General features: G+C 68.0%; 15 protein-coding genes, 1 tRNA gene and 1 pseudogene. 7 read left to right on the top strand and 10 right to left on the bottom strand.

The features are described from left to right. Window positions 1-3: 3 nt before the first annotated feature. Together WFH00_RS09675 and WFH00_RS09670 are read right to left on the bottom strand one after the other, a co-directional pair. A complete protein-coding gene (locus WFH00_RS09675; RefSeq protein ID WP_336660619.1) occupies window positions 4-300 on the bottom strand; it encodes a hypothetical protein in 297 nt (98 codons plus the stop codon). Beyond that, complete coding sequence (locus tag WFH00_RS09670) at window positions 297-1,631, bottom strand: inorganic phosphate transporter (RefSeq protein WP_336660618.1); 1,335 nt, start codon at window positions 1,629-1,631, stop codon at window positions 297-299. The genes WFH00_RS09675 and WFH00_RS09670 overlap by 4 nt, the downstream gene beginning before the upstream one ends. Before the next feature lie 226 nt (window positions 1,632-1,857). Here WFH00_RS09670 and WFH00_RS09665 point away from each other — a divergent pair, with 226 nt between their 5' ends. Next, a complete protein-coding gene (locus WFH00_RS09665) occupies window positions 1,858-2,130 on the top strand; it encodes a mycoredoxin (RefSeq protein ID WP_336660617.1) in 273 nt (90 codons plus the stop codon). A gap of 69 nt (window positions 2,131-2,199) precedes the next feature. Here the strand turns inward: WFH00_RS09665 and WFH00_RS09660 are convergent, their stop codons facing one another. Next, entirely contained in the window at window positions 2,200-3,237 is a 1,038-nt protein-coding gene (locus WFH00_RS09660; RefSeq protein ID WP_336660616.1) for a 6-phosphofructokinase, read from the bottom strand. A 177-nt stretch (window positions 3,238-3,414) separates the two neighbouring features. Continuing rightward, a complete protein-coding gene (locus tag WFH00_RS09655; protein ID WP_336660671.1) occupies window positions 3,415-3,966 on the bottom strand; it encodes a C-terminal helicase domain-containing protein in 552 nt (183 codons plus the stop codon). On the opposite strand from WFH00_RS09655, the gene WFH00_RS09650 reads away from it, so the two are divergent. Then, a tRNA-OTHER gene (locus WFH00_RS09650) sits at window positions 3,925-4,040 on the top strand. The genes WFH00_RS09655 and WFH00_RS09650 overlap by 42 nt on opposite strands. Window positions 4,041-4,221: 181 nt before the next feature. Here the strand turns inward: WFH00_RS09650 and WFH00_RS11905 are convergent. The 4 genes and pseudogenes from WFH00_RS11905 to manA all read right to left on the bottom strand — a co-directional run. Beyond that, window positions 4,222-4,863 (bottom strand): annotated as a pseudogene (locus WFH00_RS11905) (SNF2-related protein); the annotation flags it as partial. Window positions 4,864-5,907: 1,044 nt separating this feature from the next. Then, on the bottom strand, window positions 5,908-6,846 hold the full coding sequence (locus WFH00_RS09640; RefSeq protein ID WP_336660614.1) for a bifunctional riboflavin kinase/FAD synthetase: 939 nt from the start codon (window positions 6,844-6,846) through the stop codon (window positions 5,908-5,910). Next, window positions 6,846-7,313 carry a hypothetical protein gene (locus WFH00_RS09635; protein ID WP_336660670.1) on the bottom strand — a complete coding sequence of 156 codons (468 nt, stop codon included), beginning with the start codon at window positions 7,311-7,313 and terminating at the stop codon, window positions 6,846-6,848. The genes WFH00_RS09640 and WFH00_RS09635 overlap by 1 nt, the downstream gene beginning before the upstream one ends. Before the next feature lie 134 nt (window positions 7,314-7,447). After that, window positions 7,448-8,851, bottom strand: a complete 1,404-nt coding sequence (gene manA / locus WFH00_RS09630; RefSeq protein ID WP_336660613.1) for a mannose-6-phosphate isomerase, class I — start codon at window positions 8,849-8,851, stop codon at window positions 7,448-7,450. Between the two features lie 71 nt (window positions 8,852-8,922). Between manA and WFH00_RS09625 the strand changes: the two genes are divergently transcribed. Both WFH00_RS09625 and WFH00_RS09620 read left to right on the top strand, forming a co-directional pair. Then, window positions 8,923-10,299 carry an O-antigen ligase family protein gene (locus WFH00_RS09625; RefSeq protein ID WP_336660612.1) on the top strand — a complete coding sequence of 459 codons (1,377 nt, stop codon included), beginning with the start codon at window positions 8,923-8,925 and terminating at the stop codon, window positions 10,297-10,299. Further along, window positions 10,296-10,661, top strand: a complete 366-nt coding sequence (locus tag WFH00_RS09620) for a hypothetical protein (RefSeq protein WP_336660611.1) — start codon at window positions 10,296-10,298, stop codon at window positions 10,659-10,661. The genes WFH00_RS09625 and WFH00_RS09620 overlap by 4 nt, the downstream gene beginning before the upstream one ends. 26 nt (window positions 10,662-10,687) lie before the next feature. Here WFH00_RS09620 and deoC read toward each other — a convergent pair whose 3' ends face one another. Next, a complete protein-coding gene (gene deoC / locus WFH00_RS09615) occupies window positions 10,688-11,356 on the bottom strand; it encodes a deoxyribose-phosphate aldolase (RefSeq protein ID WP_336660669.1) in 669 nt (222 codons plus the stop codon). Window positions 11,357-11,644: 288 nt separating this feature from the next. On the opposite strand from deoC, the gene WFH00_RS09610 reads away from it, so the two are divergent. After that, a complete protein-coding gene (locus WFH00_RS09610; RefSeq protein ID WP_336660610.1) occupies window positions 11,645-13,546 on the top strand; it encodes a glycosyltransferase in 1,902 nt (633 codons plus the stop codon). A 49-nt stretch (window positions 13,547-13,595) separates the two neighbouring features. Here the strand turns inward: WFH00_RS09610 and glf are convergent, their stop codons facing one another. After that, complete coding sequence (glf, locus tag WFH00_RS09605; RefSeq protein WP_336660609.1) at window positions 13,596-14,741, bottom strand: UDP-galactopyranose mutase; 1,146 nt, start codon at window positions 14,739-14,741, stop codon at window positions 13,596-13,598. Between the two features lie 84 nt (window positions 14,742-14,825). Here glf and WFH00_RS09600 point away from each other — a divergent pair, with 84 nt between their 5' ends. Together WFH00_RS09600 and WFH00_RS09595 are read left to right on the top strand one after the other, a co-directional pair. Then, window positions 14,826-16,499, top strand: a complete 1,674-nt coding sequence (locus WFH00_RS09600) for a class I SAM-dependent methyltransferase (protein WP_336660608.1) — start codon at window positions 14,826-14,828, stop codon at window positions 16,497-16,499. Next, window positions 16,496-16,711 carry a hypothetical protein gene (locus WFH00_RS09595; RefSeq protein WP_336660607.1) on the top strand — a complete coding sequence of 72 codons (216 nt, stop codon included), beginning with the start codon at window positions 16,496-16,498 and terminating at the stop codon, window positions 16,709-16,711. Before WFH00_RS09600 ends, WFH00_RS09595 begins: the two co-directional genes overlap by 4 nt. Window positions 16,712-16,722 lie beyond the last annotated feature (11 nt).

Raw genomic sequence — 16,722 nt, 5'->3', positions numbered from 1 at the left:
GGTTTACCAGAAATGGAGCGCCGGAATGATCAGGAAGATCCCGACGAGCACGGCGAGCCCCGAGAGCCCGAAGCACACGTACGCCGCGATGGAGGCGGCCCGAGGGCGACCCAGACCTTCGACGTCGTCATCCTCGTCATCGCGCGAGGGACCGTCGGGCTCGAGCGACCCGTCGGCTCGACGAGCGCGCGGAGCGGGAGTGGCCAGGAATCGGAGCCCGAGCGAGTACAGCGATACGACGAACACGGCCGAGAGCATCGCAGCGCCGAAGACGATAAGGAAAGCTGTCCAGTCGATCATCGGTCGCCCTCCTGCTCGCCGCGAGCGGCTCTTCGCGCCTCGCGCTCAGCCGCGCGCGCAGCACGCTCCGCCTCACGTGCGGCCTGTCGCGCGGCGAGGTCATCACGGACCGCGGTCTGCGCCACCGACGACAGCGGCGGCACGGTCCCGGTCTTCGTCTTGACCGACTTGACCTTGCCCTTGCGAATGCGCACGGCGTAGCCGGACTCGGCGACATCGGGCACCGGAATCGCGTTGGCGTGATCCACCTTGTTGCGGCTCGAGCGCCAGAAGATGAAGATGATGAAGGCCACACCGAGCACGGCGTCGATCACGACACCCGCGACACCGATGTGCGCGATCGCCGCGGCGATGGCCCCGACGACGCCTGAGGCCGGCAGCGTGAAGAGCCAGCCTGAGGCGATGCGGCCGACGGTGCGCCAGCGCACGCTCGAGCCGCGACGCCCGAGGCCCGAGCCGATCACAGAGCCCGACGCGACCTGCGTCGTCGACAGCGCGAAGCCGAGGTGGCTCGACGCGAGAATGGTCGCCGCGGTGCTCGTCTCCGCCGCGAAGCCCTGCGCGGGCTTCACCTGAGTGAGTCCGGCGCCGAGCGTGCGGATGATCCGCCACCCACCGGAGTAGGTGCCGATCGCGATGGCGAGCGCACAGGCCACAACGACCCAGATGTGCGGGCCGGTGCCGGGCTCCTGCAGATTGGCCGCGACGAGGGTGAGCGTGATGACGCCCATGGTCTTCTGGGCATCGTTCGTGCCGTGCGCAAGCGCGATGAGCGACGAGGAGGCGATCTGCGCGTAGCGGAAGCGGCCCCGCCCGTCCTTCCTGCCGTCGTGACGGCGCGTGATCGCATACGCGACCTTCGTGGCCGTGAACGCGACGATGCCGGCCGTCAACGGAGCCGCGACCATCGGGATGAGGATCTTCGAGAGGAAGACCCCGCCGTTGATCGCCGCGACGCCCGCGCCCACGATCGCGGCACCGATGAGGCCGCCGAAGAGTGCGTGCGACGAGCTCGAGGGGAGCCCGTAGAGCCAGGTGACGAGGTTCCAGACGATCGCACCGATGAGGCCGGCGAAGATCAGCTCAGGGGTGATGAGCACCCCGTCGCCGCCCTCGTTGATGAGGCCGCCGGAGATGGTCTTCGCCACCTCCGTCGAGAGGAAGGCACCTACAAGGTTGAGAATGGCGGCAAGCAGCACCGCGGTCTTCGGCTTCAGCGCACCGGTCGCGATGGGCGTAGCCATCGCATTCGCGGTGTCGTGAAACCCGTTGGTGAAATCGAAGAAGAGGGCCAGTGCGATGACCAGCAGCACGATGAGGGTGATTTCCACCGGCGTCTTTCGTTCGTGAGCGGAGCCCTAAGGCCGTGCAGACACCGACGAAATCACCCGCAGTTCACATTGCTGCGAACCTGGGAAGCGACCGCGCAAGCGCCGTACATCATGCTGACACCTGGTCACCTGCAGGTCAAGCCGGGGACACCGCGTTCACCTGCCGTTTACCTGACCGCGGCGTCAGGCGCGAAGAGTACGCTGAGACCGTCGATACGGAGGATTTATGAGCACTGCATCACTGACCGAATTCACGCCCGAGGCGGGCGCAGTCACCATGTTTTCAACCACGTGGTGCGGCTACTGCAAGCGACTCAAGCTCATGCTCGACAAGACGGGTATCGCATACACGGTCGTCGACATCGAGCAGACTCCGGGGACCGAGGAGCTGGTGAAGTCGGTCAACGGTGGCAACGCTGTGGTGCCGACCCTGGTGTTCCCGGATGGGTCGACGGCGACGAATCCGTCGCTGAAAGACGTGCAGGATCGCCTGGCCTGATCCTCCCGCCCGCCCAAGGCAGCGGTGCGAGCGTGAGAGGTGGTCTGCGCGACCACCTCTCAATTTCACCTACCCGAAGTTGAGCCGAGCCTCTTCATAGCGCGCGGCGGGCACCGTCTTCAAGTGGCCCACCGCCTCCGCGAGCGGCACCATCTCGATGCGGTCGCCGCGAAGACCGGCCATCGTGCCCCACTGCCCCGCATGCGCGGCATCTGCGGCGGCGATGCCGGTTCGCGTCGCCAGCACGCGATCGAACGCGGTGGGCGATCCGCCCCGCTGCACGTGGCCGAGCACCGTCGCTCGCGTCTCGATGCCAGTTCGCTCCTCGATGAGCGGAGCCAGTACCTCTGCGACACCGCCGAGCCGCGGTCGGCCGAAGCCGTCGAGTCCCGCGCGCGTCGTCTGCGCCGCAGCGCCCGCGAGCCTGAAGCCCTCCGCGACGACGACGAGTGACGAGCGGCCGCGATCGCGCACGCTCAGCACCCACTCGCTGATCTGCTCGATCGACTCCGGAAACTCCGGTACGAGCGTGACCTGCGCGCCGCCGGCCATGCCGGCGTGCAGCGCGATCCACCCCGCATCTCGACCCATGACCTCGAGCACCATGCATCGCCGGTGCGATTCTCCCGTGGTGCGCAGGCGGTCGATGGCCTCCGCCGCGATCGACACCGCGGTGTCGAAGCCGAACGTATAGTCGGTGCCGTCGAGATCGTTGTCGATCGTTTTCGGCAGCCCGATTGCGGGGATGCCGTGGTTGCTGAGCTGCTGCGCGACGGACTGCGTGCCGTTGCCGCCGATGAGCAGGAAAGCATCGATACCGAAGTCGTGCGCGCGATCTCGAATCGCTTGGATGTCGGCATCGTCGCCGCGTCCGGATGGGAACGGCTGCACCCGGCTCGTGCCGAGGATGACGCCACCGAGTGGCGAGATGCCGCGAACGGCGCGGCGGTCGAGCGTCACGATGTCGCCCTCGTGGAAGCCGCGCCAGCCGTCCATGAACCCGATCATCTCGAAGCCGTGCACCTCGACGCCGCGGAGCACCGCCCCGCGGATCGCCGCGTTCATGCCCGGGCTATCTCCCCCAGAGCACAGCACTCCGATGCGCATTCGACTCCTCAATCTTCGGCGGACGAGTCACGGATCGACATGACTCGAAACCAACCCTAGCTTTGGCGAGATCTACTCGGACACTAGGATTCTTGCCAAAATTGGACACGGAATCGGCCAATGACGGTGCGCGACCCGGGCGCGGGCGAGTTGCTCGCTCGCGCCCGGTCGTCGGCGTTACGCGCCCGCCTGCTCCACGGCGCGCGTGAGCACACCGATCAGCGCGAGCATCTGCACGGGATCCGCTTCCTCGTCGGGGGCCGCAGCGCCGTCGAGGGCGCGCGCCGCGAGGCCAGCCTTGCCGTCAATCAGCTCGGCGATCTTCGCGTCGATCGTCTGGGCCGCGACGATGCGCCACGCGGTGACGGGCTCGTCCTGGCCGATGCGGTGCACGCGGTCGATCGCCTGCGTCTGCTCGGCATCGGTCCAGCTGAGCTCCGCGAGCACGACGTTCGAGGAGGCCTGCAGGTTCACACCAACGCCGGCTGCGGTCAGCGAGCAGACCGCGACCGAAACCTCGGGATCCTGGTTGAATGCGTCGATCTGCTCCTGGCGGTAGGCGGCCGTCTGGTCGCCGCGGATCGACACGGTCTTGAGCCCCGCCTCGGCGAGCTGCCGCTCCACCCGGTCCATGACGTCGACGTGCTTCGCGAAGAACACGACCTTGCCGACCGAGCGCGCGAGCTGCGCGGCGTAGTCCGCGGCGAGGGCGGCCTTCGCCTGGCCGATCTGCCGCACCATCGTGAATACGTTGACGCCGTCGGCCGAGGAGTTCGATTCCTCGAGCTCCTGCGCCGCGACCATGCGGATGATGGCGGTGTCGTCGAGCTTCGCACCGAGCTTGCCGTTCTTGACCGCGCGGAAGCGCTCGAGCAGCTTCTTCTCGAGCTTCGCCTCGGCGTCGCGGATGCCGCGGCCGAGTTCGTCGTCGAGTTCGACCGGAAGGTCGACCACGCGCTTGGCGGGCAGGTCAGCGGCGACGTCGACCTTGCGGCGGCGCACGATACCCATGTCGATGACGCTCTGGCGAGCCTCGCGATAGAACGCCGAGTCGGCCGGCGTCCAACCGTTGCTCTCGAGCTGAGCCATGAGCTCCGGGCCAGGCTTCTCGCCGTCGGTCCAGCCGAGGAAGCGCCAGATCGCGCGGAAGTCGTCGATGTCGTTGATGAGCGGGGTGCCCGTCAGCGCGATCAGCAGCGGAGACGTGCCCGGCGTGCGCTCACGGATGCGCTCGGAGATCGCAAGCACGTTGCGCGAGCGCTGAGACTGCACGTTCTTGATCATCTGCGCCTCGTCGACGACCATGCCCTTGAAGCCGAAGTCCGAGATCCAGCTCAGGTGGCGATCGAGGATCTCGTAGTTGACGACGAACACGTCGGCGAACGCGTCGATGTCTTGCCCGTCGCCGTGGATCACAGTGACGCGACGCTGCGGCGTCCACCGCTCGACCTCGCGCGCCCAGTTCATCTTCACCACGTTCGGCACGACCACGAGCAGCGGGTAGGCGTCCGCGACCGAAGCCGCGAGCACCGACTGCGCGGTCTTGCCGAGGCCCGGCTCGTCAGCGAGCAGGAAGCTGCGGTGCCCATCGCGCACACTGGCGAGGAATCGGGCCTGGTGCGGCATGAGCTCTCGGCCCGCAGGGGCGAGACGATCCGGAACCGGGGGCTCCGGAAGCGACATGCACGCCGAACCTCCGCCGCCCTGCTCGAACGCCTTCAGCAGCGGCCCGAGCAGCTCCCAGTTCGCGAGGCGCACGACGGGGGTCGGCTGCTGCGGCGGGGTCAGGTCGGGTGCGAGGAACGGGTTCGCGAGCATGCGCGCCTCGATGCTTGGCGGCTCCACCTGGCGCTCGGCGAGCTCCGGGGGAACGATCTTGCGAACGGCCTCGGGGGCGGCCTTCTCCTCTTCCGGCAGCTCGATGCCCGCCTGGGTGAGCATCTTTCGCTTGAGCAGGCGCGTCGCTTCGGTGATCGGAGCGTTTGGCTCGAGCAGCGTGATGAGGCTCGTGTCGCGCGCCGCGGTTTTCGCGAGGATCGAGGCGACGCCGTCGAGTCGCTTCAGCGTTTCGGCGCGGCTGGCGTCGCTGATCTCCTCGTCGCTCTTCACACGGGCGCGCTCTTCGCGCATAAGCAGCGCGATGACGTGGAACTTCGTGCGGTTCGCGGGCGTCGCTTTGCCGCGCTGTGCTGAGGCCTCGACCTCGCGCACCGCGCGAGCGAGCAGCGGAATGATGCCCTCGTTGTGCGTGTGCTTGCGGCGTCCGTTCGAGCGCGACTGACCGCGCTGCGCGCCGCTTTTGTGCTGGGGCTGACGCGTGGCAGTGGTGGTTGCCAATGGATCTCCTGATCGGCGATGTGCAGTCTCGGAACGCGTACCGAGTCGCAGGCCGTTCGCGGGTTCGGAGCCTGACCTCATGCGTGGCATGGGGCTCCCGATTCGCGGAATGCGCGGCCGTACCGGCGATTCTAGCATTCGCGGCTGAGTGCACGGCCAGGGCTTGTGGAATCGACGACGGGACGGCCAGACCCAGACCCCCTCGCCCACCCACGCGGTCCCCCAAAACCCTAGCCCGGTCAGTAGTTGCGGTTATCCACCCGAATAATCACAACAAGTGACCGGCCCAGATCCCCGCGGCCGCCCGAAGCGCTCGCCGACGAGATCGCGGCTTTAGCGCGCGAGCACCTGCCGCGTGCGCGCCACATCGGCGCGCATCTGCTCGACGAGCGCCTCGAGCGAACCGAATCGCTCCGTGCCGCGCAGGCGCTCAGCGAACTGCAGCTCCATCGAACGGCCGTAGAGGTCGCCCGAGAAGTCGAGAAGGAAGGCCTCCACGCGCGAAATCTCGTCGGGCGTGAAGGTCGGGTTGTTGCCGATCGAGATCGCGGCCTCGTGGCGCGTTCCGTCGATCAGTGCCCAGCCGGCGTAGACGCCATCGGCGGGCACGAGCCCCTCGACGGTGCGGCCCAGGTTGGCAGTCGGGAAGCCGAGCTCACGGCCGCGCGCATCACCGTGCACGACCTCGCCGCGCACCGAAACGGGGCGGCCCATCATGCGCCGCGCGGTCTGCACATCGCCCGAGCCGATCGCCTCACGAATGCGTGAGGAGGAGACCTGCCCCACCTCATCGTCCATCACCGCGTCGACCACCTCGGCGACGAAGCCGATCTGCGTGCCGAGCTCGCGCAGCAAATCCCCGTCACCGGCCCCGCGGTGGCCGAAGCGGAAGTCGCCGCCCATGATGATGTGCCGGGCGTTCAGTCGCCCCACGAGCACGTCGGTCACGAACTCCCGCGCAGGGATCGCGGCGAATGCGGCGTCGAAGTCGACCATCACGCAGACGTCGAGCCCGATACTCTCGATTGCTTCAAGCCGCTGCAGGCGACTCATCAGCGGGCGCGGGCAATGCTCCGGGCTCAGAAGCGAGAGCGGATGGTTCGAGAAGGTGAAGGCGACGCTTCGCGCCCCCTCTGCGACAGCCGCGGTGTGAATGCGCTCGAGGATCGCTCGGTGGCCCAGGTGCAGGCCATCGAACTTGCCGATCGCGACGCAGCTGCCGTCGGGGAAATCAGCGGGATCGATGGCCTCGAGCGATTCGATGATCTGCATCAGGCGGATCCTGCACGCTCAGCACCTGCAGGTGCCGCGGCCGCGCGATCCGCCCGACCGGTGCCCCGCAACCAGATGAGCCCGAGCACCGGAAGCACGAGCGGGATGAAGATGTAACCGATGCCGAAGTACGACCACACGGAGGGGTGACCGAAGAGCTGCGGTTCGATGACGCTCAGGAGGCCCACGACGAGCACTCCGGTGAGCTCGAAGATGAGCGTGCCCCAGGCGATCGGCCGCCAGATTCCGCGGCGCTTGATCAGGGCGATCGTCGCGAGGATGTAGACGACACCCGAAACCGCGGAGAGCGAGTACGCAAGCGGCGCTTCGTCGAACTTTGCGATGATCTGGTAAATCGAACGGAACGTCGCAGCGATCGCGAGCACGATGTAGACCGTGATGAGCACCCGCCCGAGGCCCCCGAGTCGATCGGCGCCGCGATCCGCCTCGACGCCTGAACCGCGCACGGCCTTCGGGTCGACAGGACCGTGAGTGGGCGCTTCGGAGGCTCGGAATTCGGCGTTTGACACGCCGATCAGTGTACCCGCGTTCAGCAGAGCGTCGGCGCTGAAGTCATCGCTTGCGGATTCCCGCCGCGTCGTCACTTCTGCACGACATCGCGGGCGACGCGATCGGTGATCTCGGCTCCGACGCTCGCGAGGAAGACCTCGCCCTGTCCGCTGAGGCGGATCGGCTCGCCCGCGGACACGTAGAGCGACTGCCCACGGCGAACGCTCGCCACCTCCGAGGGCTGGGCGTCGGGCCGCTCGACGCGCACGCGGCCGGCGGTGACCACGAGCACGACCGGGCAGTGCACCGGCAGCGTGACCTCCTCGGTAGCCTCCGCGGCCGAGAAGCCGGCCTCAGCGGAGTGCGCAGAGCCGCCCACCTCGGTGTCGCGCTCGCACAGCCGCACGCGCGCAAGCTGGAACTCGGGAACGGCAGGGCGCCACGCGAGCAGCCCCGGCCTGGATCGCTCTGCCGGGAAGCGAGGGTCGACGAGCTCTTCGGTGTCGACAATGCGGCAGAGCTCAGCGATGTCGATGTGCTTCTGCGTAAGCCCGGCACGGAGCACGTTATCCGAGGAGGCCATCACCTCGACCGCGATGCCGCTTAGGTAGGCGTGCAGTTGCCCCGCGGCGAGGAAGATCGCCTCCCCCGGCTCGAGACGCACGAGGTGCAGGAGCAGCGAGACCAGCACGCCGGGGTCGCCCGGGTGTTCGGTGGCCAGGGCGCGCAGGGAAGCGAGGCGGGCAGGATCGACACTGCCGTCTTCAAGGGCCCGCGCCCAGAAGTCCGACCCGCCGCCCGGAGCGTCGCCGCCCGGAGCTTCGCGGCCCTGAGCTTCACCGACCGGAGCTGTACCGACGACTTCCGCGAGGCCGTCGAGCGCATCGGCGATGCTCGGGTCTCCGCTGAACGCCCACGTGAGGAACTCGCGACGGAGCGCCCCGGGGTCGCGGCCTACGAGTCGGCAGGCGGCACGCTCGAGCCCGTGGGAGGCTGCGGCGCGCCCAAGCTCACGCGCGGCGGCGGCGAGGAGCAGCAGATCCTCTCGCGCCGCGCCGAGGGGTCGGAAGCCGCTGAGCGCGGTGACGTCGCTCAGCGCGACGAGCAACTCGGGCTTGTGCGTCGGGTCGCAGTAGTTGCGGTGCGGCGCATCACGCGGTACGCCGGCGGCTTCTTCCGCGGCGAATCCGGCGGCGGCCTGCTCCTGGTTCGGGTGCACCTGCAGCGAGAGCGGCCTGCCGATAGCGAGCACCTTCAGCAGGAACGGCAGCGGCCCGCCGTCGACGCCGTAGTGCTCGGGATCGCTCTCCACGAGGTCGATGAGCGTGTGCTCGACAGGCGTCGCCTTCGCCACATGCGCGGGGCTTCCCGGGTGCGTGCCGAGCCACAGCTCAGCCTGCGGCTCGCCCGTGGGCGCGACTCCGAGCATTTCGGGGAGCGCGTCTTTCGAGCCCCAGGCGTAGGCCTTCGGGGTGTTCTCGATAAAGATCAGCACGTGGTTCCTCCGCTTCCGACCGGCGTTCGCCGCACATCGTCAGCCGTGAAGCATGAACTACCATACCGACTATGTCGGAGAGCAAGACCAGACTCGGCGTGAGCGCCTACGCGATCTGCGTATTCATCCTCGCGCTGGGAAGCAACGGCCTCCGGAATATCGTCGGGTGGCCCGGTTTTCTGGGGCTCGCGGCCGCGCTGGTCGTGTGGGGCACCATCATCTTCGTGCGGGAGCGCCCCGAGCGCTTCCGCTGGTATCGCCTCCCCTCGCCGCTGTATTGGTTCCTCGGGCTCGCCGTGCTGTCGATCGCGTGGTCGCAGTATCGCGTTGAGACCGTGCTCGGCGTGATCGCGCAGCTCGTCACGACGCTGCTCGCCGTGGTCATCGCCTTCGTGCTGTCGTGGCACGAGGTGCTGCGCACCCTCGGCACGGCCCTCCGATACCTCCTCGGCCTCTCACTCGTCTTCGAGCTGTTCGTGTCGGTCTTCGTGCGGCATCCGGTGCTGCAGAACTTCATCGAGGTGCCGGAGAGCGGCAAGATTCCGAAGCTCCTCTACTGGAGCCGCGACCTGCTCTTCTCGGGCGGCCCGATTCAGGGGCTGCTCGCGAACTCCGTGCTGCTCGGCTTCCTGGCTCTCCTCGGACTCATCATCTTCACCATCCAGCTCCGCGCCGGGCTCGTGCGCCCGTCTGCGGGCTGGTTCTGGGTGATCCTGTCGCTCGGCACCATTCTGCTGACCCGCGCGGCGACCGTGTGGGTCGCGCTCGTCGCGGTGGTGGTCGGGCTCGCGCTCGCGCTGTGGGCTCGCCGCCTCGGCCCGGAGCGCCGGGTGCCCCTCTATCTGACCGGCGGCGTGCTGCTGGCCGCGGCGATCGGCGCGGCACTCTTCGCGCGCGACTTCGTCTTCGGGCTCCTCGGCAAGAGCGGCGACCTGACGGGGCGCGTCGAGACGTGGCAGAAGGTCACCGAGCTCGCGGAGCAGCGCCCCTGGTTCGGGTGGGGGTGGATCAGCTACTGGGCACCCTGGACCGAGCCGTTCGCGTCACTCGACGTGAAGGCCGGGGTGACCGTCATGAGTGCGCACAACGCGTGGCTGGATGTGTGGCTGCAGCTCGGCATAGTGGGTGTGCTCGTGTTCGCTCCGCTGATCCTGCTCACGACCTGGCGCGTGTGGTTCCGCGCCGTCGATCCTCCGCGACGCGGCTACGGCCCGCCGCTCTCCTACGCGACGAGCGCGCTCTGGCCGTTCCTCGTGATCATCGCGCTGCTCGTGCAGTCGCTCACCGAGAGCCGGCTGCTCATCGAGGGGAACTGGGTGTTGCTCATCACGCTCGCCGTGAAGTCGCGGTTCGACTTCGCACTGCCCTCGCGCGAGGCGGAGCCGACGAAGCTTCCCTGGCGGCGGGTGCCGATCACTCGCGACAGCGCGGTGGAGGCCCGGCGATGAGCGGGCTGCACCTCACGACGGAGCGGCTCGTGCAGCTGCGCTCCGACGCGCGCCTCGAGCGGCAGACGATCCTGGAGCATCGGGTACGCGACGGTGAGGATCCCGCGACGGCGTACGCGGAGGTGCCCGAAGTCGACGACTTCGTCGTGCTGACGCTTCGCGACGAGATGCTCGAGGAGCGGGGCCTCCTCGCCGAGTTCGGGCTCGCGCGACTCGCAGCGCGCGCGGGTGGCGCTGACGCCGACATTCATCGTCGCAATGCGGATCGCGTGGAGTTCGAGCTGCTCCGCGAGATCGCGGCGAGTGCTCCCCCGCTCACGGTCGCCGTGTGGCGAGCCGGCCGGGAGCTCCAGGTCCACTAGGCGTGCACTCCCGCGGCGAGCGCCGCTCAGTACCCGCCCGACTCCGGCGCGGAGACCGCGCTCGCGTCTGCATCGCTCAGCACCTCGCGACTCCGGGAGACGCCGAGACGCGTCGCACCCGCTCGAACCATCGCCAGGGCATCGGCGCGGCTGCGAATGCCACCCGAAGCCTTGATGCCCAGGCGATCCGCCACCGCTCGCTTCATGATCTCGACCGAGCGCACCGTTGCGCCGCCCGCCGAATGAAACCCCGTCGAGGTCTTCACGAAGTCGGCGCCCGCCGCTTCTGCCGCCTCGCACGCGGCCGTGATCGCGTCGTCGTCGAGCGCGGCCGATTCGATGATGACCTTGAGCACTGTCGGCGCCGGCACCGCATCCCGCACCGCGCGGATGTCGGCCTCGACCGCGTCGAAACGGCCGTCGAGCGCCGCGCCGATGTCGATGACCATGTCGATCTCGTCGGCGCCCCGCGACACCGCGAGCGCCGCCTCGGCCGCCTTGACCGAGGAGTCGTGCTTGCCGCTCGGGAACCCGCAGACCGCCGTGACGCGCACGCCGCTCCCCTCGGGCAGCTCGAGCGGCAGCTCGTTCGGCGACACGCAGACACTGTACGTGCCGAGCTCGACCGCCTCGGCGACCGCGCCCTCGACATCCTCGCGGCGACCCTCGGGCTTCAGGAACGTGTGATCGATCAGCCGCGCGAGATCCGGTGTCGCCGGTTCGGAGCCCGCGGGCGCGGAGCCAGAGCGGGGCGTATCAGCAGAATCGGATGAGCGGGAGACGGTCACGGGTAGCTCCTTTTCGCGATGCGGATCGGCGGCGCACGAGGCGCCGCTCCCCAGCCAGACTATGACGAAGGCCGCACGGGGGCCGAGTCGCGGCAAGATCCGCCCCTCAGCCAGCACCCCAGCATGCGCGCTGAGTGCCGCCGGTAGACTGACTCGGTATTCTGCTCAACGCATGCGAAGAGAGGCTCGCTCCCGATGCCGACCATCCTTCAGAACGTCGTCTTCCCCGTCGCGAACGACCCCGACGTGCTTCCGCTCTATGCCGATGCCGAGACGTGGACCACGGTGCGCAAGCAGCCGGTGCGGCTGAGCGAGAACGCGCACATCGACAACGTGCTCTCGCGAGAGAGCCTGCGCGTCCGATCGGGGCAGCGCGTGTCGTTCGGGAGCTACTTCAACGCATTCCCGGCCTCCTACTGGCAGCGCTGGACGGTCGTGGATCAGGTGCAGCTCGAGTTGCGCACGAGCGGGCCCGGCACGGTCATCGTCTACCGCTCGAATCCGTCGGGCGTCTCGCAGCGAGTCGATTCGCGCGCGGTTTTGGGTGAGGCGACGACGACCTTCGACCTTCCCCTGCGCTCCTTCAGCGACGGTGGCTGGTATTGGTTCGACCTCAGCGCGAGCACGGAGGATCTCGTGCTGCAGCGGGGCAGCTGGGCGACCGAGGCGGTTCCGGTCGAGACCGGCAAGCTCAGCCTGGGCATGACGACGTACAACAAGCCCGACTACTGCGTCTCGACACTTCGCACGGTGGCCGAGAACGCGGGGCTGCGCGACGGGATCGACCGCATCTTCCTGGTCGACCAGGGCACGCAGCGGGTGCGCGATGAGGCGGGTTTCGACGAGGTCGCGGCGGCTCTCGGCGACCAACTGCGCGTGATCGAACAGGGCAACCTCGGCGGCTCCGGCGGGTTCGCGCGCTCCATGGCGGAGACACTCGAGCGCGAGGAGACCGACTTCCTGCTGCTGCTCGATGACGATGTCGAGTTCGAGGCGGAGAGTGCGCTGCGCGCCCTGCAGTTCGGCCGCTTCAGCCGCACCCCCGTGATTGTCGGCGGCCACATGTTTGACCTGCTCGACAAGCCGGTGCTGCACGCGTGGGCGGAGGTCGTGCGGCCCGATCCCTTCATGTGGGGCCCGTCGTTCGAGGAGCAGCACCGTCACAATTTCCGTGACCGCAACCTGCGCCAGACGCCGTGGATGCACGCGCGACTCGATGCCGACTACAACGGCTGGTGGATGTGCATGATCCCGAAGAAGATCATCGCCGAGATCGGCCTCTCGCTTCCCGTGTTCATCAAGTGGGACGACGCGGAGTACGGCCTACGCGCGCGGAACGCGGGATACCGCACCGTGTCGCTGCCGGGTGTCGCGCTCTGGCACGTCTCCTGGCTCGACAAAGACGATACGCAGGACTGGCAGGCGTACTTCCACACCCGCAATCGCATCATCGCGGGCCTGCTGCACTCCGAGCGCCCGCGCGGCGGCCAGCTGCTGCAGAACAGCGGCCGGCAAGACATCAAGAAGCTCTTGAATATGCAGTACTACGCCACGCAGCTCGCCGTCGACGGGATGCGAGCGGTGCTTCGCGGGCCCGGTCGTCTCCATGAGGATCTCGCGCGCGTCATGCCCGCGGCGCGTGCGCGAGCATCGGAGTTCCCCGAGACGCGCGTGTATCGGCCGGGCGACCCCGACACGCCCCTCGCGCGCGGCGGCCGCGCACTGCCGCTGCTCGAGGAGCCGGAGAGCCCGAAGGGCGCGCGCCTCGCCGCCTTCACCGCGCGGATGCTGCCGCGGCACTGGCGCCGAACCGTCAGCGAGGCGGACCAGCAGACGCCCGAGCTCGAGTTCGCGAAGGCCGACGCGATGTGGTGGCGGATCCCGCACTACTCCAGCGTGATCGTCGGCGCCGCAGACGGCAGCGGCAAGATGTGGTACCGCCACGATCGCGCGAAGTTCCGTCGGCTCCTGAAGGAGTCGCGCGAGCTCACGCGCGAGATCGAGAAGAACTGGGATCGCCTCGCTGCGGAGTACCGCGCGGCACTGCCCCAGGTGACCTCGGTCGAGGAGTGGAAGCGCACCTTCGAGGGGCGGTAGCGCGGGGGCGGGCGCTGAACGATCGAGCCGTACGCCGCTCCGCCCCGGTTCAGACCTCGAGTAACTCCGACAGCTTGTTGTTGAACATGGAGAGCGCCGAGCCGATCGCCATGTGCATGTCGAGGTACTGGTAGGTCCCGAGCCGGCCACCGAAGAGTACCTGATCCTCCCCCTCAGTGAGCTCGCGGTACTTGAGGAGTCGCGCGCGATCTTCGGGCGTGTTGACCGGGTAGTACGGCTCGTCGTCGCGGTTCGCGAAGCGGGAGAACTCGCGCATGATGACGGTCTTGTCGTTCGGGTACTCGCGCTCCGGGTGGAAGTGCCGGAACTCGTGGATGCGCGTGTACGGCACGTCGGCACCCGCGTAGTTCATGACGCTCGTGCCCTGATAGTCGCCGACCGGCAGCACCTCCTGCTCGAAGTCGAGCGTGCGCCACCCGAGCTCGCCCTCCGCGTAGTCGAAGTAGCGGTCCACGGGCCCGGTGTACACCACCGGCACCTTCCCGACGACGGCCCGCTTGTTCAACGGCTGGCTCTCGTCGAAGAAGTCGGTGTCGAGGCGCACCTCGATGTTCGGGTGGTCGGCCATGCGCTCGAGCCACGCGGTGTAGCCGTCGGTCGGCAGGCCCTCGTGGGTGTCGTTGAAGTAGCGATTGTCGTAGGTGTAGCGAACCGGGAGGCGGCTGATGATCTCGGCCGGCAGCTCGGTCGTCGGCGTCTGCCACTGCTTCGCGGTGTAGTCGCGGATGAAGGCCTCGTAGAGCGGGCGCCCGATCAACGAGATACCCCGCTCCTCCAGGTTCTGCGCTGACTTCGAGTCGAACTCTCCCGCCTGCTCGGCGATGAGTTCGCGCGCCTCCTGCGGCCCGTAGGCCGCGCGGAAGAACTGATTGATCGTCCCGAGGTTGATCGGGAGGGGGTACACCTCGCCCTTGAAGTTCGAGTAGACCTTGTGCACGTAGTTCGTGAAGGTCGTGAAGCGATTCACGTACTCCCACACCGTCTCGTTCGAGGTGTGGAACAGGTGCGCGCCGTAGCGGTGCACCTCGATGCCCGACTCGGGTTCCGCCTCTGAATACGCGTTGCCGCCGATGTGCGAGCGGCGATCGAGCACCACGACGCGCTTCCCGGCCGACGCGGCGCGTTCCGCGATAGTCAGCCCGAAGAAACCTGATCCAACGACAAGAAGATCCATGGCGTCTAGCTTACGGGCATGCTGAGGCCCGGGCGGTGGCAGGCCCGCCGCCGCTAGACTGGGATGAACCGCGTACGGCACCCTATGAACATACGATCCTCTTCACGGCACCTCGCCCTCGAAGCGCTTCCCGAGCGCACGGCGTCCGTCGATGTCTCCTTCGATGATGCTCGTGTCTGGTCGATCGACGTTCGGCAGTTCGGCGCCTCGGTCGAGCTCGACTGGCCAGAAACGCTGCAGCCGTACCTCGTCGGGAGCACGAGGATTTCGGTGCGGGACTCTACCGATGGCACGCTTCTGGGCGAGCGCGAGGTGTCCTTTTCCGCGGATCCGCAACGCACGAGCGTGACGAACACCGACGGCACTCCCCTCGTGCTCAACAAGTGGGGTCGACTCGGCGTCGCGCTCGACGCGATGAGCGTCGACGTGCAGTCACTCATCGTCGAGCGCAGTTCGACGCTCGTCGCGCAGCTGCGTGAACTCGGCCTCCGCCCGTTCGTAGTCGGTGGAACGCTTCTCGGCGCGGTTCGCGATGGGAAGCTTCTCCCCCACGACGACGACGCCGATATCGCATACCTCTCAGTGCATACGAACCCGGCGGACGTTGCGCTCGAAGCCTTCCGAGTCGGCCGGGCGCTCGCCGACCTCGGATACGAGCTGCAACGGCACAGCGCGACGCACATGCAGCTCCTCTTCCGAGGAAGCAACGGGCGCATCATCCATTACATCGACGTGTTCGCCGCGTTCTTTTCGGCCGACGGCCTCATCAACCAGCCGTTTCACGTGCGCGGTGCAATGCGCCAGGAGCAAATGCTCCCGTTCGGTGAGGTGCACATCGGGTCCGCGGTCTTCCCGGCACCCGCCGACGTCGATCGCTGGCTCACGATCAATTACGACGCGAACTGGCGCACGCCGATCCCCGGGTTCGTGCTCGATACGCCCCCGGAGACGAGTCGACGGTTCGACGGCTGGTTCGGATCCTTCAATTTTCAGCGGGAGTTCTGGGACGCGTTCTACGGAACGGCCGCGACACGAGGGGCGAGCGGGGCTTCGCCCGAAGAGGATCGCGAAGACGCCGAGCAGGAGTGGGCCGCGGGGCGGGAATGGCTCCGCAGCACCGCCGACGCCTTCGAGGCGCCGACGCTCGTGGATCTCGGATGCGGAAGCGGGATCCTCTCGCGCCAGCTCGCGCGCGACCGTGCGGAGCGACGCGTGCTGGGGATGGATTACTCAGTAGAGGCCCTGGAACGCGCCCGCGAGTCGTCGCAGGATGAGCGCACCGACTACGAGCACGTCAACCTGTACCGCGCACGATCCCTCGCCTTTGCAGCCGAGTACGGAGTCGAAGCGCCGTTCGACGTTGTAGCGAATCACCTGCTCGAACAGATCGGCCATCACGGGCGCTCATACGCGTGGCGGATCATGCGGATGGCGCTGCATTCCGGGGGTCGAGCCGCGTTCGCGTTCCATGCCCGTCCCTCAACGAACGTCACCTTCACCGACCCCACGGGCTGGCACCTCGAAACGGCGCAGCTCGTCGCTGAAGCGAGTCAATTCGGTCTCGAGGTGGAGTTCCAAGAGCTCGCCCAGCCGGTCGCTCCGGAGACCGGTCCCATCAAGCTCGCGGTGGTCAATGGAACTCGCCCCGTCTCCCGGGCGCTCCGGGCAGGCCGGATGCCGATCGGTGCTCTCGTAAGACTTGCGCCGCGCACGCGCGCGGCGACCCCAGCTGTTCACTCTCCAGGAGGCCGCTCATGACCATCCCGAACCTGATGCGCCGGGCAGCCGGACGCGCCCGCCGCACGCTGCAATCGCGCCCGACGCCTGTCGCCCGGCTCGAGTCGGACCTGCGCGCGCAGCAGGATCGCATTGACGAACTCCAGCTCGAGATCGACGAGCTGCGCCGCGACAGCCTGCGCGTCGCCGAGCTCATCGATCTGGCCGAGCAGGCGTTCACGCCGAAGCCGTAGGGCTCGGTCGC

The sequence above is a fragment of the Leucobacter sp. USHLN153 genome (genome assembly GCF_037145615.1).
GTDB lineage: Bacteria > Actinomycetota > Actinomycetes > Actinomycetales > Microbacteriaceae > Leucobacter.
Note: the sequence above shows the minus strand (reverse complement) of the source record. Positions and strands in the feature narration are given on the sequence as shown.